This window comes from Mesorhizobium sp. KR2-14, assembly GCF_040049255.1.
Classification (GTDB): domain Bacteria; phylum Pseudomonadota; class Alphaproteobacteria; order Rhizobiales; family Rhizobiaceae; genus Pseudaminobacter.
Map to the genome: position 1 here is coordinate 262,908 of NZ_JBDZDR010000005.1, position 22,134 is coordinate 285,041.

Annotated in this window: 25 protein-coding genes; 9 read left to right on the top strand and 16 right to left on the bottom strand. The window is 64.7% G+C overall.

The annotated features are described in order from the left end of the window. Positions 1-19: 19 nt before the first annotated feature. The 8 genes from lspA to sppA all read right to left on the bottom strand — a co-directional run bounded on the left by lspA (position 20) and on the right by sppA (position 5,715). On the bottom strand, positions 20-508 hold the full coding sequence (gene lspA, locus ABLE86_RS15560; protein WP_348779860.1) for a signal peptidase II: 489 nt from the start codon (positions 506-508) through the stop codon (positions 20-22). After that, positions 505-1,353: an RNA methyltransferase gene (locus ABLE86_RS15565; protein ID WP_348779861.1), complete on the bottom strand. Its 849-nt coding sequence runs from the start codon at positions 1,351-1,353 to the stop codon at positions 505-507. Before ABLE86_RS15565 ends, lspA begins: the two co-directional genes overlap by 4 nt. After that, complete coding sequence (locus ABLE86_RS15570) at positions 1,350-2,423, bottom strand: class I SAM-dependent rRNA methyltransferase (protein WP_348779862.1); 1,074 nt, start codon at positions 2,421-2,423, stop codon at positions 1,350-1,352. The genes ABLE86_RS15565 and ABLE86_RS15570 overlap by 4 nt, the downstream gene beginning before the upstream one ends. Before the next feature lie 68 nt (positions 2,424-2,491). Next, positions 2,492-2,992 carry a DUF1772 domain-containing protein gene (locus ABLE86_RS15575; RefSeq protein ID WP_348779863.1) on the bottom strand — a complete coding sequence of 167 codons (501 nt, stop codon included), beginning with the start codon at positions 2,990-2,992 and terminating at the stop codon, positions 2,492-2,494. Positions 2,993-3,023: 31 nt separating this feature from the next. Beyond that, positions 3,024-3,992 (bottom strand): ornithine cyclodeaminase family protein, encoded by a 969-nt coding sequence (locus ABLE86_RS15580; protein ID WP_348779864.1) that lies wholly within the window; start codon positions 3,990-3,992, stop codon positions 3,024-3,026. A 41-nt stretch (positions 3,993-4,033) separates the two neighbouring features. Further along, positions 4,034-4,354, bottom strand: coding sequence for a LapA family protein (locus ABLE86_RS15585; RefSeq protein ID WP_348779865.1), 321 nt, complete (start codon positions 4,352-4,354; stop codon positions 4,034-4,036). A 45-nt stretch (positions 4,355-4,399) separates the two neighbouring features. Then, the gene (locus tag ABLE86_RS15590; protein ID WP_348779866.1) at positions 4,400-4,684 is read right to left on the bottom strand and encodes an integration host factor subunit beta; all 285 of its coding nucleotides are present in this window, start codon (positions 4,682-4,684) and stop codon (positions 4,400-4,402) included. Positions 4,685-4,761: 77 nt separating this feature from the next. Continuing rightward, positions 4,762-5,715 (bottom strand): signal peptide peptidase SppA, encoded by a 954-nt coding sequence (gene sppA / locus ABLE86_RS15595; protein ID WP_348779867.1) that lies wholly within the window; start codon positions 5,713-5,715, stop codon positions 4,762-4,764. A gap of 185 nt (positions 5,716-5,900) precedes the next feature. On the opposite strand from sppA, the gene lptC reads away from it, so the two are divergent. From lptC to ptsN, 6 genes are all read left to right on the top strand, one after another. Continuing rightward, positions 5,901-6,827 (top strand): LPS export ABC transporter periplasmic protein LptC, encoded by a 927-nt coding sequence (lptC, locus tag ABLE86_RS15600; RefSeq protein ID WP_348779868.1) that lies wholly within the window; start codon positions 5,901-5,903, stop codon positions 6,825-6,827. A gap of 46 nt (positions 6,828-6,873) precedes the next feature. Next, positions 6,874-7,401: an LptA/OstA family protein gene (locus tag ABLE86_RS15605; RefSeq protein ID WP_348779930.1), complete on the top strand. Its 528-nt coding sequence runs from the start codon at positions 6,874-6,876 to the stop codon at positions 7,399-7,401. Then, the gene (lptB, locus tag ABLE86_RS15610) at positions 7,401-8,216 is read left to right on the top strand and encodes an LPS export ABC transporter ATP-binding protein (RefSeq protein ID WP_348779869.1); all 816 of its coding nucleotides are present in this window, start codon (positions 7,401-7,403) and stop codon (positions 8,214-8,216) included. Before ABLE86_RS15605 ends, lptB begins: the two co-directional genes overlap by 1 nt. Positions 8,217-8,375: 159 nt before the next feature. Further along, positions 8,376-9,887, top strand: a complete 1,512-nt coding sequence (rpoN, locus tag ABLE86_RS15615) for an RNA polymerase factor sigma-54 (protein ID WP_348779870.1) — start codon at positions 8,376-8,378, stop codon at positions 9,885-9,887. A 241-nt stretch (positions 9,888-10,128) separates the two neighbouring features. Then, complete coding sequence (raiA, locus tag ABLE86_RS15620; RefSeq protein ID WP_348779871.1) at positions 10,129-10,713, top strand: ribosome-associated translation inhibitor RaiA; 585 nt, start codon at positions 10,129-10,131, stop codon at positions 10,711-10,713. 66 nt (positions 10,714-10,779) lie between these two features. Then, positions 10,780-11,241: a PTS IIA-like nitrogen regulatory protein PtsN gene (gene ptsN, locus ABLE86_RS15625; RefSeq protein ID WP_348779872.1), complete on the top strand. Its 462-nt coding sequence runs from the start codon at positions 10,780-10,782 to the stop codon at positions 11,239-11,241. 86 nt (positions 11,242-11,327) lie between these two features. On the opposite strand, the gene ABLE86_RS15630 is transcribed toward ptsN, so the two are convergent. After that, complete coding sequence (locus ABLE86_RS15630; RefSeq protein ID WP_348779873.1) at positions 11,328-11,585, bottom strand: DUF1150 family protein; 258 nt, start codon at positions 11,583-11,585, stop codon at positions 11,328-11,330. A gap of 68 nt (positions 11,586-11,653) precedes the next feature. Then, positions 11,654-12,079, bottom strand: coding sequence for an Hsp20 family protein (locus ABLE86_RS15635; protein WP_348779874.1), 426 nt, complete (start codon positions 12,077-12,079; stop codon positions 11,654-11,656). A gap of 132 nt (positions 12,080-12,211) precedes the next feature. On the opposite strand from ABLE86_RS15635, the gene ABLE86_RS15640 reads away from it, so the two are divergent. After that, complete coding sequence (locus ABLE86_RS15640) at positions 12,212-13,153, top strand: nucleoside hydrolase (RefSeq protein ID WP_348779875.1); 942 nt, start codon at positions 12,212-12,214, stop codon at positions 13,151-13,153. Positions 13,154-13,231: 78 nt separating this feature from the next. On the opposite strand, the gene ABLE86_RS15645 is transcribed toward ABLE86_RS15640, so the two are convergent. From ABLE86_RS15645 to ABLE86_RS15660, 4 genes are all read right to left on the bottom strand, one after another. After that, entirely contained in the window at positions 13,232-14,692 is a 1,461-nt protein-coding gene (locus tag ABLE86_RS15645) for an amidase (RefSeq protein WP_348779876.1), read from the bottom strand. A gap of 4 nt (positions 14,693-14,696) precedes the next feature. Next, positions 14,697-15,608 carry a ribokinase gene (locus ABLE86_RS15650; protein ID WP_348779877.1) on the bottom strand — a complete coding sequence of 304 codons (912 nt, stop codon included), beginning with the start codon at positions 15,606-15,608 and terminating at the stop codon, positions 14,697-14,699. Positions 15,609-15,766: 158 nt separating this feature from the next. Continuing rightward, positions 15,767-16,651, bottom strand: a complete 885-nt coding sequence (locus tag ABLE86_RS15655; RefSeq protein WP_348779878.1) for a bifunctional helix-turn-helix domain-containing protein/methylated-DNA--[protein]-cysteine S-methyltransferase — start codon at positions 16,649-16,651, stop codon at positions 15,767-15,769. Between the two features lie 86 nt (positions 16,652-16,737). Beyond that, positions 16,738-17,232: a DUF2244 domain-containing protein gene (locus ABLE86_RS15660; protein ID WP_348779879.1), complete on the bottom strand. Its 495-nt coding sequence runs from the start codon at positions 17,230-17,232 to the stop codon at positions 16,738-16,740. Positions 17,233-17,254: 22 nt separating this feature from the next. On the opposite strand from ABLE86_RS15660, the gene nth reads away from it, so the two are divergent. Further along, positions 17,255-18,049, top strand: coding sequence for an endonuclease III (gene nth, locus ABLE86_RS15665; RefSeq protein WP_348779880.1), 795 nt, complete (start codon positions 17,255-17,257; stop codon positions 18,047-18,049). On the opposite strand, the gene ABLE86_RS15670 is transcribed toward nth, so the two are convergent. Continuing rightward, entirely contained in the window at positions 18,043-18,507 is a 465-nt protein-coding gene (locus ABLE86_RS15670; protein WP_348779881.1) for a DUF2214 family protein, read from the bottom strand. The two genes, nth and ABLE86_RS15670, sit on opposite strands and share 7 nt — an antisense overlap. A 220-nt stretch (positions 18,508-18,727) precedes the next feature. Here ABLE86_RS15670 and ABLE86_RS15675 point away from each other — a divergent pair, with 220 nt between their 5' ends. Further along, positions 18,728-19,261 carry a GNAT family N-acetyltransferase gene (locus ABLE86_RS15675; RefSeq protein WP_348779882.1) on the top strand — a complete coding sequence of 178 codons (534 nt, stop codon included), beginning with the start codon at positions 18,728-18,730 and terminating at the stop codon, positions 19,259-19,261. A 34-nt stretch (positions 19,262-19,295) separates the two neighbouring features. Here ABLE86_RS15675 and ABLE86_RS15680 read toward each other — a convergent pair whose 3' ends face one another. Then, positions 19,296-21,749, bottom strand: coding sequence for an EAL domain-containing protein (locus tag ABLE86_RS15680; protein WP_348779883.1), 2,454 nt, complete (start codon positions 21,747-21,749; stop codon positions 19,296-19,298). Positions 21,750-22,134: the final 385 nt, after the last annotated feature.

Here is a 22,134-nt window from a genome sequence, read left to right on the forward strand (position 1 = left end):
CGACGTGCGCCCCGCAAAATCAATCGTGCGAGGCCGCCTTGCTGCGCCGCCAGCCGAACAGTTCTTCCAGCAGCACGAAGCCGGCGCCGACAGATATGAAAGCATCGGCCAGATTGAAGATCGCGAACGACCAGACCGGCGTGTGGAAGAGGATATAGTCGATCACGTGGCCATAGACGGCGCGGTCGATGAGATTGCCAATCGCGCCGCCGATGATCAGGGCGAAGCCGACCCGCGACAGCACCTGCCCGGGGCCGGTGCGAAACGCCAGATAGAGCACGAAGGCGATGACCGCGAGCGAGACGAGGATCAGCCCCTTGTCGCCGATCGAGGAGAACATGGAGAAGGCCACGCCGGTGTTGTAGGTGCGGTAAAGCGCCAGAAACGGCAGGATGTCGACCTTTTCATGCATGAAAAGCTCGGTTTCGACCAGCAGCTTGATCCACTGGTCTATGGCTATGGCGATTGCGGCGAGCAGGCCGTAAGGCAGCAGCGATCTCCAGGTCACGCGCCGCCTCCCGCTTCAAGCTTCAGCGCGCCGCGCCGAATCTCGTAGAGCATGACGCCGGTGGCCACCGCCAGGTTGAGCGAGTCGGCGCGGCCGGCCTGCGGAATGCGCAGCAGCCGGTCGCAGCTTTCGGCCAGCGTATCCGGCAAGCCCTGCTGTTCGTTGCCCATCATCAGCACGACCGGTTTTCCCGAGAAATCGACGGTGCGGTAGTCCACGGATCCTTTCAGATGCGTGCCGACGACGAGGCCGGGGAAATTCTTGCGCCAGGCCAGAAACGCCTCGGCCGTAGCCTTGGCTACGGGAACTGCGAAGATGGAGCCCATGGTGGCGCGCACGGTCTCCAGCGAAAACGGATCGGTGGTCTCGCCCACCAGGATGACGCCCTTGGCGCCCACCGCATCCACGGTGCGGATGACGGTGCCGAGATTGCCGGGGTCGCGCACGCGGTCGAGCGCCACCCAAACGTCACCGTGCTTCGGCCGGATGTCCTTGAGCGGCATGTAGCGTTGCGCGAAGACGCCCACCACCATCTGCGGGTTGTCGCGCCGGGTGATCGAGGTCAGCACCTTTTCGGAGACTTCCAGAACCGTTCCGCCGGCGGCAACCGTGCGCGCCGCAACCTTCTCGATCGTCGGGTTGCCGAGACCGGCCTTGGCGAAGATCAACGTCTTGATCGACCAGCCGAGGTCGAGCGCGTCGATGACAAGCTTCAGACCCTCGGCCATGAAGGCGTTCTGCTGGTCGCGGAATTTCTTCAGCGCCAGCGCCTTGATGTCCTTGACCAGAGGATTGGCGAGGCTGGTGACTTCCTTCACCCGTCCGGGCGCGCGATGCTCGGTCATTTTGCCAGCCACCGTGAGAAGAGAGAGGTCGAAAGCGCCCGGCCGGCAGACTTTTCGCGGATGATGAGCTCGCCCGATTCCACCACCCCGCCCATGCCGGCGAAGGTGTCGCGCATCAGCGCATGGATGGCGAAGAAGGAGGCGCGGATGGAGTAGGCCGTCAGCACCACCGCAAGCGGCTTCGGCGTCAGGATCGAGCGGCAGATGTCGGTCAGCGCCGGCAGGTCCTCGAACAGCTGCCACACCTCGCCTTTCGGCCCGCGCCCATAGGCCGGCGGATCAAACAGGATGATGTCGTAGGCGTTGCCGCGCCGCTCCTCGCGCTCGGCAAACTTCATCGCGTCTTCGCAGATCCAGCGGATCGGCTTGTCGCCAAGGCCGGCCATAAGCTGGTTCTCGCGCGCCCAGCCGATGGCCTTTTTCGAGGCGTCGACATGGGTCACTTCCGCGCCGGCGCGCGCGGCCACCAGCGAGGCGAGGCCCGTATAGCCGAACAGGTTCAGCACCTTCACCGGGCGCCTCGCGTCGCGGATCAGCCCGGCCATGTGGTCCCAGTGCGAGGCCTGCTCGGGAAACACGCCGACATGGCGGAACGAGGTGAAGCGCCCGAGATAGTCGATGCCGTCATGGCGCATCGGCCATGTCTCTCCGAGCGGCGTCTTCGGAAAGCGCCAGCGGCCCATGCCTTCTTCGTCGGTGTCGCCGGTGAAGACGGCATCGACATTGTTCCATTCCTTGGCCGGCAGCGCGCGCTGCCAGATCGCCTGGCCCTCGGGGCGCACGATGCGATAGGGGCCGTATTGCTCCAGCTTTTCGCCATTGCCGCTATCGAGCAGGGCGTAGTCGTCATTGGGCGCAACTTCGAGGATCACCGGTAGTCGCTCGGCCGGCAGCGCGCCTTCGCGGCGCACGAGCTTGCGCACCGGCGCCGTGGGCTCGGGCGCGGCCTGTGGTTCCGGCTTTTCAGCGGCGCGGCGCGGCACGGCCGGTCGTTCGCCGCGCGCTACCGGCTGCGACGTGCGATCGGGCTGCTGGCGCTTGTCGCGGCGTTTGTCACGCGAGGGTTTCATTCACACTCCAGATTTGGCAGCCGCGCTTCTGCCACAGCCCACCCCGCGGCGCAACAAAACTACAGCCTTCAGGCTGCTCGTAGATGCCGGGCGATGGACAGAAGTGCGACCATGAGCGCGACGAAGCCGGCAAGCTTGAACGCGGCCACGATCATATGCCCGGTTTCCCAGCGCAGGCGAACGGCATCGAAATTCTCGGGCAGCGCGGCCCCTCTGATCCATGTGGCGAGTTCGGCGTTGGCGGGCGCGACCAGAGCGAGCCACGCGCCAAGAGCAAGGGCATAGAGCGCCGCGGCCGACGCTGCAAAGCGTGAGGCTGGCCCGTCCCCTCGGAGAAGAAGGACCAGACACGCCGGCAGGACGATGGCAGCCAGATCGAGCGGCGCGCCCACTGCGGCGAACAGCCAGAACTGGCGGTTGAAGACCGTCGTTTCGCGCCACAGTTCGGCAGACCAGGCCATCAGCCGCGGCTCCGCTTCCAGCACGTGGGCGAAGGAGGGTCCGAGGCTGAGCGCGGCAACCACGGCCGCAAGCAGTGAAAGATAGAAAGTGACAGGAGGTATTCGCATCACGTTACCTCATGACCGCGAGGCTTGGCGACTAGCTCGACTTCGGCCGGCTTTCGTAAACCGCAATGCCGGCGGCAAGATCCTCCAACGCCGCACCGACCGACTTGAACAGCGTGATTTCGTCTGCGCTCCGGCGACCCTGCTTCTGGCCGCGAGCCAGTTCGTGCAAATCGGCCACGATCTCCTCGGGCTTGAGCACGCCCGAAGCCAAAGGCTGCACAATGTCGCCGGCCTCCTTGGTCGCGCCGGCGCGGGTGTCGACATAGACGCGGGCGCGGCGGATCGCGTCGTCATCGCTTTCGCGCATCTCGGGCGTGAAGGCGCCGACCAGGTCGAGATGCGTGCCGGGCCTGAGCAGCGCGCCCTTGATCAGGGGCGTGGTCGAAATGGTGGCGCAGGAGACGATGTCGGCTTCCGCGACTGCTCCGTCGAGGTCCTGCACCGCGGCGGCGTCGAAGCCCTTTGCGCGCAACTCGGCCGCGACGGCGTCCGCGTTGGCGTGGGTACGGTTCCAGATCCTGACCTGCGTGATCGGCCGCACCGCCGCATGTGCCTGGGCCAGGAACGGTGCCAGCGCGCCGGCGCCCACGATCAGCAGCCGCGAAGCGTCCTCGCGTGCGAGATAGCTGGCAGCCAGCGCGGAGGCGCAGGCCGTGCGCCATTGCGTAATGCGCTGCCCGTCGATCAGCGCCTGCGGTTCGCCCGTGGTGCCGTCGAGCAGCAGGTAGAGCCCCATGACCGCAGGCTTTCCGATCGTGTTGTTGTCGGGCGAAACTGTCACGATCTTCACGCCGATATGGCCGTTGCCGCTGACGCCCGCATTGAAATCGCTCCAGGCGGGCATCAGCAGTAGCGTTGTGGCCGCCCCTGTCGGCCGCTCGACCGCATGGTGATGTCGAACCGGCTGGATTGCGCCTTCGCGAAAGGCCTGTCTCAGCGTATCGACAAGTCCCGGAAAGGTCAGGGCCTTGTCGACCTCGGCGGCCGAAATCATCTGCATAGCTGCACCTCGTCGATCGAGCAGGCCGTGGCCCGCGGGTTTCAGGCGGCCGGAAGGCCGGTCCTGTCAGCCCGATGGTGGGACGTATCCTCGCCCCGGATCTGCAATTCCTGTCCGCGCAACCGCGCCAGCTTGCGGTAGCGCCCCTGCTTGAACCAGGTGACGATCGCGCCAACGACCATGCCCAGCGCCAGGGCGGCAAACAGCAGCACGAAAAGCGGTGCCTGCATGGTCAGGCCGGGGTTGCCGGGGTTGAACGGGTCCAGCGTGAAGGCCACCGGTGCGCGGTTCGCCACCGCCAGCGCGATCAGGACGACGGCGAGCGGCACGAAGAGCACGATGATCAGGAAGCGATTGAGCATGTCTTATTCCAATCAGGCCGGCACGTTCGGAGTGCGCACGCGCACCTACTTGCTGGCGTTCAGCCTTTCGCGAAGCTCCTTGCCGGTCTTGAAGAAGGGAACCCACTTCTCTTCCACCTCGACCGAGTCGCCGGTGCGGGGGTTGCGGCCCATGCGCGCCGGACGGTTCTTCACCGAGAAGGCTCCGAAGCCGCGCAGTTCAACGCGATTGCCCTCGGCCAGAGCATCCGTGATCTCGTCGAAAATCGCGTTCACGATATTTTCGACGTCTCGCAAAAACAGATGCGGATTGCGAGAGGCAATGATCTGCACAAGTTCGGATTTGATCATGAGCGCGGTCCCCGCCTATGGTTTGCTGAAATTGTATGCGGATGATTTTATTCGCTTTTACGCCGTCCGGCCAAGCTTCAAGGGTGCCAGAGCGATACGAGACCGTCAAGGAACAAGCGCTCGGCGCCGATCTTGCGGATGATGTCGTCGCCAGGGTTGGGCACGCCAAGGGCGCGGCTCACGGCCTGGCCGAGCGAGCTGTCGAGCAACAGGCTTGCGCCGCTTCGGGTCGGCTTCCACTCGATGACCTTGAGCTTCTTGTCCACGCCCTTGGACGACAGCCATTGCACCGCCTCGTGCTCGCCGCCGAGCTCGTCCACCAGCTTCTTCTCCAGCGCCTGCCTGCCGGTGAAGACCGAACCGTCGGCGAGAGCCATCACCTGCTCGTGCGTAAGGGGCCGGCGTTCCTGCACAAGGCCGATGAACCAGTTGTAGCTGTCCAGGATCATCGAGCGGATCATGGCGCGGGCCTCGTCCGAGGTCGGCTTGAACGGCGAGGGCTCGGCCTTGAGCGGCGAGGACTTGATCTCTTCCAGCTTCACGCCGAGCTTGTCCATCAGGCCGCTGATGTCGGGATATTGCACCAGAACGCCGATCGAGCCGACGATCGAGGTCTGGCGCGCCACGATATGTTCCGTGGCGCTGGCGACCATGTAGCCGGCCGAAGCCGCAAGCGCGCCCACCTGGGCCACCACCGGCTTCTCATCTGCGATCCTGCGCACCGCGTCGAAGATCGCTTCGCCGCCCGCGGTGGTCCCGCCCGGCGAATCGATGGACAGGATCACGCCTTTCACCGATTTCGATTTGCGGATCTTCTCCAGGCGCTGGAGCAGTTCGTCGCTTTCGACGATCGTGCCCTCGATCTTCACCTTGGCGATGTGATTGGTCGCGGTGCCCAGTTCGTCGCCGTAAAGCCACGTCGACGCGGCTGCGATGCCGATGGCGGCGATCAAGAGGGCGGCAACGCGCCAGAAGGTAAGCTTGCGCCGCAGATGGCGGCGGTCGATCATGTCGTCAGCTCTCATTACCATACTGCCCCGTTGTCTCTGGCCTATCGGCTTCTAGTCCATGCAGGTGCCCGCCGCTACCCTTTCATCGCGCCGTCGTTCCCGCCTGGCAAGCCGTGCAGCGCGCATGGCTCACATCTTTACCCAAATGTAACCATATTGGCGTGTAACCTGCGGGGCTGCAGGTGGTTCCGCGCCCGACATATGGGATGATGAATCGAGTTGCCGCAGTGTATTCGGTTCATGTCGAGCAACTCTGCCCAAATACAGCCTGTCGGCCTTTCGCCGCAGGCGGAAAAGATTTAAATGTAGAGCCACAATTTCGTGGCTTTTTATCGTTTGGTCCTGCCCCCGCGCGGTTCGGACTATTCGCGACGACAACTGAAGCCGGAGTCGCAGCCGGCATGGAAGGCAGAATATTGGCGCGACCGATTGAAACGACCAGCGGCCACCTCAATTCGGCCGGCCCGTCGACAGCCACAAACGTGCAGCTTGGGGCCGCGTTTGAGCGTGCGCGCCGGCATTCGCTTCGCGTGCGCTGGCTGAAAGGTGCGCTGCCGGTTCTCGCGGTGCTGATGGCGCTCGGCTTCGTCGGCTATTCCTATGTAGTGAAGCCGGCGGCCGTGGCCATCTCCACCGATGGCTCCGCCTATTCCGACGGCAAGCTCGTGATGGCAAACCCTAAGCTTGACGGTTTCACCAAGGACAACCGTCCCTACAAGGTCACGGCGTCGCGGGCGATCCAGGATTTCAAGAACGAAGGCATCGTCGAGTTGGAAGGTATCGCCGCCCAATTGCCGATCGATGCCGACAACTGGGCCCTGGTTGACGCGCCGCGCGGCGTCTATGATCGCGACAAGAATACGCTCGACATCACGAGCGCCATGACGATCAAGACCGGCAACGGCATGTCGGTGAAGCTAAAGTCGGCCCATCTGGACATGGGCAAGGGCGGGATGAAGACTGACGATCCGGTAGATATTCAGCTCACGGGTGCCAAGATTACCTCGGATTCGATGACGATCCTTGAAAACGGTAAGGTTTTGGTGTTCGAGAAGCGTGTACGCATGAACATCGACCCCAGCCGTGTGAAGGCTGAACAGGACGCGAGCGGAGACCAGTATGTGGTTCAGTGATGTGCGGCTGCCGCTTCGCGCGGCTTTGGGACTGGCGCTCCTGGCTATGGCGCCCGTGCAGGCTGTTGCGGAGAACAGCAGGATGCAGAGCGCGCTGACCGGCCTCAGCCTCTCCGGCAAGGAGCCGATCCAGATCGAAAGCGACAAGCTCGAAGTCCGCGAGGCAGACAACGTCGCTGTCTTCAGCGGCAATGTGACGGTGGTCCAGGGGCCGACCCTGCTCAAGGCCGGCAAGATGACGGTCTATTACGTCAAGGGCGGCGACGGATCGGCCGCCACCGGCTCGGCCAACATCGACCGGCTGGAGGTGGACGACAAGGTTTACGTGAAGTCGAATACGCAGGTTGCCACCGGCGATCGCGGCACCTTCGACATGAAGACCGAAGTGCTGGTGCTTTCCGGCAAGGAAGTGGTCCTGTCCGAAGGCACCAATGTTCTCGTCGGCTGCAAGCTGACCGTGCAGATGCAGTCCGGCCAGGCGCAGGTCGAAGGCTGCAAGAAGGGTGAGGCGGGCAGCGGCCGCGTCATGATGTCGATCACGCCCGGTTCGGTGTCCGGAAGCCAAAACCAGTAATGCAGCAGAGCACCTCGCTAATGTCGCGCCTTTCCGGGCGCCTTCGGTCGTCTCCCGCGGCGCCTGCCGTGCGAAAGGATACGGCCGGCCTCAAAGGCACGCTGATCGCCAAGGGACTGACCAAGGCCTATAAGGGCCGCACTGTCGTCAACGGCGTTTCACTGGGCGTGCGCGCTGGCGAGGCGGTAGGGCTTCTGGGGCCCAACGGCGCCGGAAAGACCACCTGTTTCTACATGGTCACGGGTCTGGTGCCGGTCGACAAGGGTTCGATCGAAATCGATGGTTTCGACGTCTCGTCCATGCCGATGTATCGCCGGGCGCGCCTGGGCGTCGGCTACCTGCCGCAGGAAGCGTCGATCTTTCGCGGCTTGAGCGTTGAAAACAATATCCGCGCGGTGCTGGAAGTGGTGGAAAAGAGCCGCAAGGAGCGCGAGCGCAGCCTCGACGCCCTGCTCGACGAATTCCACATCACGCATCTGCGAAAGTCGCCAGCGATTGCCTTGTCGGGCGGCGAGCGGCGGCGGCTTGAGATCGCGCGGGCGCTGGCCAGCCGCCCCAACTACATGCTGCTGGACGAGCCTTTCGCGGGCGTGGACCCGATCGCCGTTTCCGACATCCAGCAACTGGTCCGGCATCTGACCAAGCGCGGCATCGGCGTGCTGATCACCGACCACAATGTGCGCGAGACGCTGGGCCTCATCGACCGTGCCTATATCATCCACGCCGGTGAAATCCTGAAGCACGGCTCGGCCGCCGACATCGTTGCCGACCAGGACGTGCGAAGGCTCTATCTGGGCGAAGGATTTACGCTCTAGGCCCGTGTCCGTGCTTATGGCGCGAGAGGTTTCCGCGTCGAAAATGGGGCCATCGTTACATTTATTGTAAGCCTTTCGTGCCACCCTCTGCCTTGACAAGCAAAGGACGTGCCAGTTTCAATTGACTGGCAGACAAAGGCGGACAAGAGTTCAAGGGTGATGGCACTCGGGGCCAAATTGCAGCTTCGGCAGTCGCAGTCGTTGACGATGACGCCGCAGCTCATGCAGTCGATCCGGCTGCTGCAGATGACCCATCTCGAACTCGAGCGGTTCGTGGAAGATGAGATCGAGCGCAACCCTCTTCTCGAGTGGGCGGAGCCGCATGACACCGCCGGCGAATTGGCGGAGCCGCCGGAGGTTGCGCTTCCGCAGCAGGACCAGGGCGACGAGCACACGCTGTTGAGCGCGGAAGCCATTTCGCAGCAGATGGACACCTCGCTGGAAAACGTGTTTCCCGACGATCCGGGCGTTGCAGACAGGCTGGGGCCCGACCTTGCGGCGCAGTGGAAGTCGGCTGGTGGCGGCGCGGAGGCATCCGCGAGCGATTTCGACTTCGAGGACGTGCTGCCTGCAGTGGTCACGCTGCGCGACCACGTCGAGGAGCAGATTGCCTTCGCATTCCTGGATCCCAGCGCTCGCCTGGTTGCGCGCGACCTGGCCGATGCGCTCGATGAGGCCGGGTACATGCGCGGCGACGTCGAGGAGATAGCCGTCAGGCTCGGGCTGGAGCCGCACGCGGTGCTGGAGGTGCTGAAAGCCTGCCAGGGCTTTGAACCGGCCGGCATTTTCGCGCGCGACCTTGCGGAGTGTCTCGGATTGCAGCTTGCCCGCCGCGACCGCTTCGATCCGGCGATGCAGGCCCTGGTGGGTAACCTGGAGCTGCTTGCCCGACGCGACTTTCAAAGCCTGAAAAAACTCTGCGGCGTCGACGAGGAAGACCTGGTCGAGATGATGGCCGAGATCCGCCATCTCGACCCGCGGCCCGGCATGGCCTATTCGGGCGGCCGCGTCGAAACCATCGTGCCCGACGTCGAGGTGCGTGCCGCAAGCGACGGCAGCTGGAGCGTGGAGCTCAATCCCGATGCGCTTCCGCGGGTGCTTGTCGACAATGTCTATTACGCCAGGGTTGCGAAGTCGGCGAGAAGCCAGGGCGAGAAGGATTTCCTGACCGAGTGCCACCAGAACGCCAGCTGGCTGACGCGCAGTCTCGACCAGCGGGCTCGGACCATCCTCAAGGTCGCGTCCGAGATCGTGCGCCAACAGGATGCCTTTCTGGTGCATGGCATCAGGCACCTTCGCCCGCTCAATCTGCGCACCGTGGCAGAGGCGATCGGCATGCATGAATCGACCGTCAGCCGGGTTACCGCCAACAAATACATGCTCACGCCGCGCGGCGCTTTCGAGCTGCGCTATTTCTTCACCGCCGCCATCGCTTCGGTCGGCGAGGGCGATGCACATTCGGCCGAGGCGGTGCGAGACCGCATCCGGCAGCTCGTCTCAGACGAGGCCCCGGCGGCTGTTCTTTCCGACGATCAGATTGTGGAAATCCTGCAGCGTGGCGGCATCGACATAGCCAGGCGCACGGTGGCCAAGTATCGGGAAAGCATGAACATTCCTTCCTCGGTCCAGCGTCGCCGCGAGAAGCGCGCGCTGGCTGCTGCCGGGCGCTAGCAAGGGCCCCGCATGCCCGCAAACCTGCGCCTTGATTGACAAGTACCGGCGAAGTGACTAGAAGCCCGCCGGCAAGAGCGGGCGGTTGCCCAGGAGAAAGAAGCTCCGTCTGGAGACGGCTTGTGATCAAGCGGATAGTTCAGGCTTAAATTCGGCGCGGTATCGCCGCGAACCTTGTATGCGCCGGCCACGGGTATAAACTCGAACAAAGTTGAAGTCTGAGCAAGAAGGCGGTTTTCGGATGACTCTACGCATCTCGGGAAAGCACATGGACGTCGGCGATGCATTCCGCGCGCGGATCCAGGAGCGCATCGGCGATGCCATTGGCAAGTATTTCGACGGCGGTTTTTCCGGGCAGATAACAGTTGTGAAATCTGCCGCGCGCTTCTCGGCCGATTGCCTGGTCCGGCTTCATTCGGGTGTGTCGCTGCAGGCAGCGGGCGAGGCCCAGGAGCCGGTCGCAGCCTTCGAGGCAGCCGCCGAGCGCCTGGAAAAACGCCTGCGCCGCTACAAGAGGCGGCTGAAGTCGCACTATCCGGGCACAGTCAACGGCAACCCGGTCGACATTGCCTACGCGGTGGTGGCGCCGCTCGCCGAAGACGAGGAAGAGCTGCCGGAGGACTACGCTCCGGCAATCGTCGCCGAATCGACCATGGTCCTGAAGACCATGTCGGTGGCGTCGGCGGTGATCGAGCTCGACACCAAGGACACCCCGGTTTTCGTGTTTCGCAATGCTGGGAACGAGCAGATCAATATCGTCTACAGGAGGCCTGACGGCAATATCGGGTGGATTGACCCTTCGACGACGAAAATCGCGCAGGGATAAACAAAGTCTTCTGACCGAAGCACCGGATTGGGGTTCGGCCGATCGGTCAGGGAAAGGATATTGGGCATGGATCTGAGCGATCTGATCGAGGTGCAGGCGATCATGCCGACCTTGAAGGCGAATTCCAAGAAACAGCTTCTGCAATTGCTCGCGGAGCGGGCGGCGGCCATCACCGGCCTCACGGAGCGGGAAGTGTTCGACACCATCCTGCAGCGTGAGCGCCTGGGGTCGACCGGGGTGGGCAACGGTATCGCCATTCCCCACGGCAAGCTTGCCGGGGTCAAGCGCATCACGGGTGTTTTCGCCCGGCTGGAGGCCCCGGTTGAATTCGAGGCACTGGACGACCAGCCGGTCGACCTGGTGTTTCTGCTTCTGGCGCCAGAAGGCGCCGGCGCCGATCACCTGAAGGCGCTGTCGCGCATCGCGCGGGTGCTGCGCGACCCCGACACGGTGGCCAAGATTCGCGGCACGCGCGATGCTTCGGCCATCCATGCGCTGCTGGCCGACAAGCAGGCGCACGCGGCCTGAATGAGCTGATCGGGAAAGATTCTAACGCGTCGGGCGGCCTTCGGGCCGCCCTTCGTTTTTCCGATTGGTTGTTTCGAGACTGATGCTCAGTTGATCGCAACCGGGGTGAGATGATTTTCAAGCGCGCCGGCAATGGCCGTGTCGCGAGCGTCCGATAGCAGGATCGGCTGTCCGTTGGCGGCAAACAGCGCCCAGATTTCCATGCCCGAGGCGATTTCCTGGAGACCCGGAAACTTGCCCTTCAACTCGTCGCTATCGATCTTGCGGAGATACGCGACCGAGCCTTGTCCAAGATGCGCGAGTTCGGTCTGGGTCAGCGTGTGCATTGAATCTTGATAGGTCATGGTTAGCCTCCTTCTTGCGGGGCGTCTTGCGACCGGACCCGCGGTAGAGCTGCTTTCCGGCGACAGCTTCAGTCTTTCACCGAAATGTTGATTTTGCGTACGAGCCGTTCTGGCTCGGGGCGTTCGAGATCGATCGACAGAAGGCCGTTTTTCAGTTCGGCCCCGATCACCCGCATCCCGTCGGCCAGCACGAAGGTTCGCTGGAACTGCCGTGCTGCAATGCCGCGATGCAGGAATTCGCGTTCGGTCTCGTCGTTTTGCCTGCCGCGCACCACGAGCTGGTTTTCCTCGGTGGTGACTTCCAGATCTGCGTCGCAGAAACCGGCCACCGCCAGCGTGATGCGCAGCATCTCGCCATTGCCTTCAGACTGCCGGATGCGTTCGATGTTGTAGGGCGGATAGCTGTCGCCCGTCTTGGCCAAGCGCTCCAGCGTCTTTTCCATCGTGTCGAACCCGAGCAGTAGCGGGCTCGAGAAAGGCGTCATGCGGCTCATGTTCGTCCTCTAAGAGCGACCTCACTGGGAAAAACCCTATTGGCATCTTTCCCGTTGAACCTGATATGGTCCGCACGGCAAATAAGTTCAAGCCTGTGCCAATCACATGCAAATCACATGAAGGAAAACGGAATGGCGGTCACGCAAAAGATCATCATCGACACCGATCCGGGGCAGGACGATGCCGTCGCGATCCTGCTGGCACTGGCGAGCCCGGAACTGGAGGTTCTGGGCATCACGGCCGTTGCCGGAAACGTTCCCCTGCACTTGACCACCAAGAACGCGCTGAAGATTTGCGAGCTGGCCGGAAAGACCGACACCGAGGTCTATGCCGGCGCCATCCGCCCCATGGTGCGGCCGCTGGTGACGGCCGAGCACGTGCATGGCAGAACCGGGCTCGATGGCCCCGACCTGCCGGAGCCGACGATGAAGCTGCAGGAGCAGCATGCGGTCGACTTCATCGTCGAGACGCTGATGCGCGAAGAGCCCGGCACGGTCACACTGTGCCCGCTCGGGCCCCTTACCAATGTTGCGCTGGCGCTGGTGCGCGAGCCCAGGATCGCCTCGCGCATCAAGCAGATCGTGCTTATGGGGGGCGGCTTCTTCGAGGGTGGTAACACCACGCCGGCAGCCGAGTTCAACATCTATGTCGACCCGCAGGCGGCCCATGTGGTGTTCCGCTCCGGCGTGCCGATCGTGATGATGCCGCTGGACGTCACCCACAAGGCGCTGACCACCGCCAAGCGCGTCGAAAAATTCCGCGCCATGGGCACCAGGGTCGGCACCGCCACCGCCGAGCTGCTCGACTTCTTCGAGCGCTTCGATGAGGAAAAATACGGCACCGACGGCGGCCCGCTGCACGACCCCTGCGTTATCGCCTATCTGATCAAGCCCGAGCTGTTCAAGGGCCGCAACTGCAATGTCGAGATCGAGATCGGCTCGGAACTCACCATGGGCATGACCGTGATCGACTGGTGGGGCGTGACCACGCGCGAGAAGAACGCCATGGTCATGCGCGACATCGACCATGAGGGCTTCTTCAACCTGCTGGCTGAAAGGCTGGCGCGGCTGTAGCAGCGACTTGGCGCGGCGCTTTCCCTTCCCCTCGAGGGGAAGGGGCTGTCGCATGTTCGACCCTCGCTCCGGTTGCCGCTACGCCCCCGCAGCCCATGGCAGCACCGTCTCATAGGCCGCGGCAGCCTGCAATACGGCCAAGTCGCCGCGCGGGCGGCCGATGATTTGCATGCCCATGGGCAGGCCTTGTGGGTCGAAGCCGACCGGCACGTTGACGGACGGGCAGCCGGCCAGCGTGGCGTAGGCCGAGACTTCCATCCAGCGGTGATAGCTATCCATCGCGCGGCCGGCGACTTGCTTCGGCCAGTGCGTGCCGACCGGGAAGGGAAACACCTGCGCGGTGGGGAGCGCCAGCAGGTCGAAGCGCTCGAAAAGTTTTAGCAGCGTCGCGTGCCACTTTGAACGCACTGTCGAGGCGGCGTGCACCTGCACGGCCGTGAGGCGCATCGCGCCCTCGATCTCCCAGATCGCCTCGGGCTTCAGGAGGTCGCGCCGGGCGGGATTGTCGAAATGCGCCTTCAACTCGCAGCCGCTGGTGGCCTGGCGCAGCGTGACGAAGGCGCGCCACAGAGCCTCGAAATCAAATTCCGGCACGAGCGGCTCGGCGGCAAAGCCGATTTCGGCAAAGCGCCGCAAGCCGGCCTCGCAAAGCTCAAGAATGCCGGTCTCCACCGGCAGATGCCCGCCGAGGTCGCCAAACCAGGCGATGCGACCGCCCGCGGACGCAGCCTCGAGGCGATCGAGATAGGCGGTCTCGCCGTCAAGCGATAGCGGTGCGCGCGCATCGTGGCCGGCCTGGACGTCGAGCAGCAGCGCCATGTCGCGCACGTTGCGGCCCATCGGCCCCTCGATGCCCATCTGCGAATGGAACACCTCGTTCATCGGCCCGGCCGGCACCAGCCCCTGCGAGGGGCGCAGGCCGAAGACATTGTTGAAGGCGGCCGGGTTGCGCAGCGAGCCGCCGAAATCGCTGCCGTCGGCCACCGGAACCATGTCGAGCGCCAGCGCGACGGCAGCGCCGCCGCTGGAGCCGCCCGCGGTGAGAGCCGGGTCGAAGGCGTTGAGCGTCGCGCCGAAGACGTTGTTATAGGTGTTCGAGCCGAGGCCGAATTCCGGCGTGTTGGTCTTGCCGATGAAGATGGCGCCGGCCGCGCGCATGCGCACAACGAAGAAATCGTCCTCGTCGGGCACGAAATCCGCAAAAATCGGCGAGCCGAATGTGGTCTTCAGGCCCTTGGTCAGCGCCAAATCCTTGATCGCAATGGGCAGGCCGTGGAGCGGGCCGGGCTTGGCGCCGTTGGCCAGCGCACTGTCCGCGGCATCGGCTTCGGCAAGGATCTCGGCGCGGTCGCGGAGCGACACGATGGCGTTGACCTTCGGGTTGACGGCATCGATGCGGTCGAGGAAGGCAGTGGCCACCTCGCGCGCGGAGAGCTGCCGCGCCTTGATCTTCTTCACCAGTTCGACCGCCGGCATGCGGCAGATTTCGCCTGCCGGCGGCACGTCGAGCTTTGTGGCGGGGCGATTGGGCGCGGCCATGGGGTCAGCTCGCCATGGCGGTGGCGATGGCCTCGTCGACCTCGCCTGCAAGCGGGATGGCTGGCTGCGCGCCCGGCTTGAGGCAGGCGAGCGAGCCGGCAACGGCAGCGCGCCGCAGTGCATCGCCAAGCGGCAGGCGCTCGGCAAGGCCCGCGGCCAGATAGCCGCAGAAGGTGTCGCCGGCGCCGACCGTGTCGAGCGGCGTGATCTTCAGCGCCGGTACGCTGAGGAACGCTTCCGGCGTGGCGGCAAGCACGCCTTCGCCGCCCAGCGTGACGATGATGGTGCGGCCGGTGGCCACTGCAAAGGCCTTCATGCGGGCAGGGCGGTCGGCGCCCTCGAGCGCAAGCGCCTCGCAATAGAGGTCGAATTCGGTCTCGTTGGCGACGACATAGTTCGCCTTTGCCAGCAGCCCCGCGGCATCGGCCCGGAAGGGCGCGGTGTTGAGGATGGAAACGCTGCCGGCCGCCGCCGCGGCATCGAGTGCTGCTTCCACGGTGGCGAGCGGGATCTCGTGCTGCAGGAGCACGATGTCGCCCTGGCCGAGCGCTGCCTTGGCCACGCCACCGGGCAGCACGGTTTCGTTGGCGCCCGGCACAACGGCAATCACGTTCTCGCCGTCGGCGCCTACGAGGATGTGTGCGGTTCCGGTGGCGGTGGCGGCTTCGGCCACGGCGGAGAGGTCGACCTTGCCGTCCTTCAGCAGCGCCAGCGCCTCGCCCGCGAAGGCATCCTTGCCGACGGCGCCGACCATGCGCACCGAAGCGCCGGCGCGTGCGGCCGCCAGCGCCTGGTTGGCGCCCTTGCCGCCCGGCGCCGTCTTGAAGGTGCTGCCCGGAACCGTCTCGCCGGGCGCGGGAAGCCGTTCGACGGTGACGATCAGGTCGAGATTGATGGAGCCGATGACGGTGATCAAGGAAAGTCTCCCGCTGGCGCATGAGCCCGTGCGGGGAGGGCACGGCCGAGTGCGCGGATTTGAAGGCTTCGGCGCGCCAGGCCGTTCATCGGCGGCGCTCCAAATCGGCGGGAAGCTATTCGGTTTGAGCCGATATTGAAATATGCCGGAAGCCGGTTTCAGCCGTTTTTGCTGAGCTGCCCGGCCTCCCAGCCGAGAATGGCGCGCTTGCGCGTCAGGCCCCAGTGATAGCCGGTGAGCGCGCCCGACTTGCCGACGGCGCGGTGGCAGGGCACCACGAAGGAGATGGGGTTGGCGCCAACGGCAGCCCCGACCGCCCGGCTGGCCTTGGGCGCACCGATGCCGGCGGCGATGGCCGAATAGCTCACCGCCTTGCCCATCGGGATCTTGAGCAGCGCATCCCAGACGCTGATCTGGAAATCGGTGCCTATCATGACAATGCGCAGCGGATCTTCAGCGCGCCAGCGCGCCGGGTCGAAGATGCGCGCGGCATAGGGCGCGGTGGCGGCCATGTCTTCCACATAGGTCGCGTTCGGCCAGCGGCCGGCCATGTCCTCGAAGGCTTCGCGCTCGCGGCCGGCGTCGTTGAAGGAGAGGCCGGCGAGCCCGCGGTCGGTGACCATGATCAGCGCCACGCCGAAGGGCGAGAGATGGTAGCCGTAGCGGATGGTCAGGCCCGCGCCGCGGCTCTTGTAGTCGCCGGGCGACATCGCCTCATGGGTGATGAAGAGGTCGTGCAGACGGCCGGGGCCGGACATGCCGACCTCGAAGGCGGTTTCGAGCAGCGGTAGCCCCGAATCGAGCAGCCGCCTTGCGTGGTCCAGCGTCACAGCCTGCAGAAACCCCTTGGGCGAGAGGCCGGCCCAGCGGGTGAACAGTTTTTGCAAGGCCGTCGGCGTTTCGCCCACTTCGGCCGCAAGCGTTTCGAGCGAAGGCTGGTCGCGATAGTCCAGGCTGATCTTTTCGATGACGCGGCGGACAATCTCGTAGTCGCAGCCTTGCGGCGTGATTTCCTCGCGCAGGATCGCGGTGGGTGCGTTCATGGCTTGTCTCCTTGACCGCGATTATCGTGCGGGCACGCAGCCATAGCCACCCGAAACTTGCCGAGATGCCGGCGACCAGAACCTTGTCAGCGCCCCCGCGCGGTGGCCAGCGCAAGCGAAAACGCCTTGGCGAAGCTTTCGCGGTCGTCGGGGTTGAGGAAGCTGCCGATCGGCACGCTTTGCCCGCGACCCTCCACCGCCATGCTGGTGATGCCGATCTCCGGCATGCGCTTGACCGCGAAGCGGGCCCAGAACGGGTTGAAGCGATGGTCTTCCGCACGGCCAGACGGTGAAATCTTGCAGATTTCCAGGCTGGTGCGCGAGACGATGACCTCCTCGCGGGCGCGGGCGGCGCGGTAGTTCAGGCGAAAGGCGATGTAGAGCCCGATCACGTCGAGCCCGAAGAAGCCGAAGACTGGCCAGGCGCCGTTGTAGAGGAAGAACGCGCCGGTGACGAGCCAGCCGAATGTCATCGTGCCCATCAGCAGCAGGAAGCCGGTTCGACCCAGCGACCGGTGCGGCGTCAGCAGGGCGTGGAAGAATGGCTCGTCGGCCGCATAGGCAGCGTTTGTCTCGCTCATGCCCGCAGTTTATAGGAAAGCCATGGACAGTCCCAAGCCCAAAGATCAGCAGCTAACCAAAAAGCCGCGAGCCGCAACCGCCAATGTCGCGAAGAAGAGCGCCAAGCCGCGCGCGCGCCGGCCGAAATCGCTCTACACGCCTGCCGAGGTGCACGAAATCTTCCGCCGCTTCGCCGTGCAGCGGCCGGAGCCGAAGGGCGAGTTGGAGCATATCAACGCCTTCACCCTGCTGGTGGCGGTGGTGCTGTCGGCGCAGGCCACCGACGCCGGGGTGAACAAGGCGACGCGGCCGCTGTTTGCGATCGCCGATACGCCGCAGAAGATGCTGGCGCTCGGCGAGGAGAAGGTAGGCGAATACATCCGCACCATCGGGCTGTGGCGCGCCAAGGCCAGGAACGTGGTGGCGCTGTCGGAGGCGCTCATCCGCGACCATGGCGGCGAGGTGCCGGACGACCTCGATGCGCTGGTGAAGCTGCCGGGGGTGGGCCGCAAGACGGCAAACGTGGTGCTCAACATGGCCTTCGGCCACCACACCATGGCGGTCGATACGCATATATTGCGCATCGGCAACCGGCTGGGCCTCGCGCCCGGCAAGACGCCGGAGCAGGTGGAGGCGGGGCTCGTCCGCATCATACCGGACGAATATATGCGCCATGCCCATCACTGGCTGATCCTGCACGGGCGCTATGTGTGCAAGGCGCGCAAGCCCGATTGCCCGAACTGCGTCATAGCCGACATCTGCAAGGCGAAGGAAAAGACCACCAGCATACCCGCGCCGCTGGTGCCGGTCGCGCCGCTGGAAGACCCCGGTCAGTAGCCGAACAGGCCGTAGCCGCGCGCCATCGCCGCCGCGAAGATCGGGATCAGCATGAAGATCATCATCTGGGCGCGCAGAGAGCCGCGCACCGAGGCGAGTTGGGCCGCGGGCACCGCGAAGGCGGGGTCGGCCACCACCTGCTTCTTCCATGACAGGAAGCGCATGGTGGGCAGGATCGACAGCAGGCCGACGGCGGCAAAGGCCGCCATCTTGGCCCAGAAGGTCCAGCTATAGACGTAGAATTCCCAGCCCTTCAGGCCGTAGAACACGCGGGCGACGCCGACGATGATGACGAACAGCGCAACGAGGCCGTAGGCCCGGTCGATGCCGGCCAGCCTGCCGATTGTCCTGTGCGTCATCTCGTTGCGGATCAGCACCACCTCGGCGGCGATGACTGCGGCCAGGGCAAAGACCAGTATGTGGTGGAAGATGGCAAGCAGCAGGTCGGCGGTTTCCATGGTGATTCCTTGCGTATCGGACCGGCGAAACTAAACGCGCCGGTAGATGGGCGGAGTTTCGCGCCGCGGTCAAGCGTCGGCCTCACGCCGCGGAACTCTCCTGACAGCGCCCGGTTGCGGCGCAAAATCCCCACGGATACCCTGCTGCGGCGACGAGATTGACACAGGTTGGAACTGCCGCCATCCCGATGGCAGCACATTTCTGCACGGCGAGCGCTTCATGATGAATTCCGACCCTTCCGAAATCTCGGTCGTAGAGACGCCGCGCACCATACTGCGCGGCCACAGGCAGTCGGATTTCGAGGCCTATGCGGCGATGTGGGCGGACCCGGTGGTCACCCGCTTCATCGGCGGCCGGCCGATGACGGGGGAGGAGGCGTGGGTTCGGCTGCTGCGCTATGTCGGCCACTGGCAGGTGCTCGGCTTCGGCCTGTGGGCTATCGAGGACAAGGCGACGGGGGAGTTTCTGGGGGAGGCCGGGTTCCACGACCTGAAACGCGACATCGAGCCCTCCATCGCCGGCGTGCCGGAGGCCGGCTGGGTGCTGGTGCCATCTGCGCATGGCAAGGGGCTGGCGAGCGAGATCGTGGGCGCGATGCACGAGTGGGGCGACCGGCATTTCCGCGGGGCGCGGACGGTGTGCATCATCGACCCCGGCAATGGCGGCTCGATCCGCGTGGCCGAGAAATGCGGCTATCGCGAAGTGACGCGCACCACCTACAAGGGTTCGCCAACCATCCTTTTCGAGCGCTGAGCCCGGCGGGCAGCCAAGCGCGAGCCGGAGACGATCATCCCGCCAGCTTGCGAAGGCTCTTCGCTTCAACCGCATCGTCGGGGCTGGCCTCGCGACCGTCGAAGGGTTGCGGCATGGAAACGGCGTAGCCTTGCGCATAATCGATGCCGATCGAGCGCAGGTCCTGCAATATGGCCTCGCTTTCCACGAATTCGGCGATGACGTGCTTGCCCATGATCTTGCCGATGTGGTGGATCATTTCCACCATGGCGCGGTCGGTGCTGTCTTCCAGCATGTCCTTCACGAAGCCGCCGTCGATCTTGAGGAAGTCCACCGGCAAGTGCTTCAGATAGCCGAAAGAGGACATGCCGACGCCGAAATCGTCGAGGGCGAAGCGGCAGCCAAGGCCGCGCAGCTCGGTGATGAAGCGCACGGCCTGGGGCAGGTTGGCGATGGCGCTGCTTTCGGTGATCTCGAAGCAGACCAGCGATGGCGGGATGGCGAAGCGCTCGAACTGCCCGCGCACATATGCGAGGAAGGTGTCGTCGCCCAGGGTCGCGCCCGACAGGTTGATGGCGCAGGAGCCGATGGGCGTGCCGCGCGGCCGAGCCAGGCGTTCGGCCAGGGTGGCGAAGGCGTTGCGCACCACCCAGCGATCGATCTGCGGCATCAGCCCGTATCGTTCGGCAGCCGGCATGAAGCTTCCGGGCGGGATGATGCTTCCGTCTTCGTCTCGCAGCCTCAACAGCAGCTCGACATGCATGCCGGCGGCTTCCCCGCCTGAAAGCGGCATGATTTCCTGGGCATAGAGCGAAAAGCGGTCGCCTTCCAGCGCGTCTCGAATGCGCTGCACCCAGGCCATGTCGCCGAAGCGTTCCTGCAGTTCCGCATCGGTAGGGGAATGGATCTGGACCCGATCGCGGCCCTTTTCCTTGGCCATGTAGCAGGCCATGTCGGCGGCGCTCAGCAGTTCCTGCAAGGTGGTCTGCTTCTGGTCGACATGAACCAGGCCGATGCTGACGCTGATATTGAAGGCACGCGCGTTCCACACGAAGCGCAGGTCGCAAATGCTCTTGCGCAGGCGCTCGGCCACGCGCGCGGCGTCTTCAGGAACAGCCTCGGGGAGCAGGATGCCGAACTCGTCGCCGCCCAGCCGCGCCAGCAGATCGTCGGCGCGCAGCTCGTTCTGCAGCAGGGACGCGACCTGGCACAGCAACTGGTCTCCGGCGGCATGGCCGCAAGTGTCGTTGACGATCTTGAACTGGTCGAGGTCGAGGAACATCAGCGCGCACTGGGCGCTATGGCCGGTGGCCAGCCTTTCCAGGGCGAGCTCGATGCGGCGCTCGAACTCGCGCCTGTTGGCAAGCCGTGTCAGCGCATCGTGCGAGGCCTGCCAGGACAGGCGCTCGATATAGGCCTGTTCCTGGGTCTTGTCGTGGACCACCAGCACGATGCCGGCGGGCTTGCCTTCCTGCGGCAGCGGCGCGCCGACCAGGGAGACAGGCACGGAAAACTCGTCGGCGCGGACGAGGCGCTGCGCGTGCAGATCGACGCCGCCGTCGCCGGTTTCCAGAACCTTGCCGACGAGATCTGCACACTCGGCGTCCGTCTTGTCGTCGACGAGGCTGAAAAGCTGCTTCAGCGGCTGGCCGCGCGCGGCATCGAGCTTTCGCCGCAGCATCTGCTCGGCCGCTGCGTTCATATAGTCCACCTTGCCGTCTAGGTCGGCGGTGATGACCGGCTGGCCGATGGAGGCGAGCGTGACCTGCGCGCGCTCGCGCTCCGCATTCAGCGCGTCTTCAAAGGCATGGCGCTGCAGCAGCAGCTTTCGCGTGCGCCAGATGGCCAGGCCGATCAAGGCTGCGGACGCGGCCAGGTTGATCGCGGTCAGCAGGTTCTTGATGACGCGCGACGCGTTGCCGAGGCTCGATGAAAAGGCGATGGCGTGCGGCGTGATGCGCTCGTTGTAGCGCATGATTTCGGTGCGCCAGCCGGCGATGCGCCCGGGGCTGACCGGCCCGGCGAGGACTTCCATGCGCATGGCCTGCGCATAGCGGGCAAGTTCCGCAAGCTGCGAGTCGGCCGCCGTCCAGTGCCGCAGCGATGCCTCGAGCGGGGTGAAGCCGCCGAGATTGCGGTAGAGCCAGACGAGCCCCGCAATGTCCCTGGGATGATTGCCGCCCTGCAGCAGCCCGGTTCTCGCGTCTTCCAGCGCGGGCGCCGGCCCTTCCAATGCAAGCCGTGCCCTGCCGTCGGCAAGTGGCGTGGCGATGGCCTGGCGGTAGCGCTGGTAGTACTCCTCGTCGCCCGTGGCGGCATACTGGTCGAGAAAGTAGATGGCGTCCTTCTGCCCCTTGGACCACAGGCTTTCGCCGCCGACATAGGCGCGAACCGCCGACAGCGTGGAGAGGCTGAGGCTGGCCAGCAGGGCTTGCGCAAGGACGACAGCGATGAAAGGCCACACGAGCCCGAGCAGGCGGGGTCTGGCGTGTGTCCCGCGCGCGTTCATGGGATTTTCGCAGCCCTGGTCTTAATCTGAAGTCCCCCCGCATGTGGCCAGCTCGACTGCGCGGCTGGCATTGCCGCAAGTGCTTGCAATCTCGTGGGCCGCAGGAAGGGTACGGGCGCGAAATTAAAATCTGCTGAATGGGCGTCGGGCAGAGTCCGGGCGAGATCTACTTTGCAATTCCAGCGATTGCGGGCGCAAGGACAAGGGCTCTTGGCTTGGCCGCCGCGGCGGGGCATTTCTGCTTTCCGGAACGCTGGTGAGCCCTTTGCTTGACTTTCCGGTGAAGTTTCGAGACTATCAATTCATGTCTATCGTCGTTGAAGTCCGAACCACTCTGTTTCCGCGGGTTTGCCCCATCGCGGGACTCTAGCCCCCGGCTCGGCAG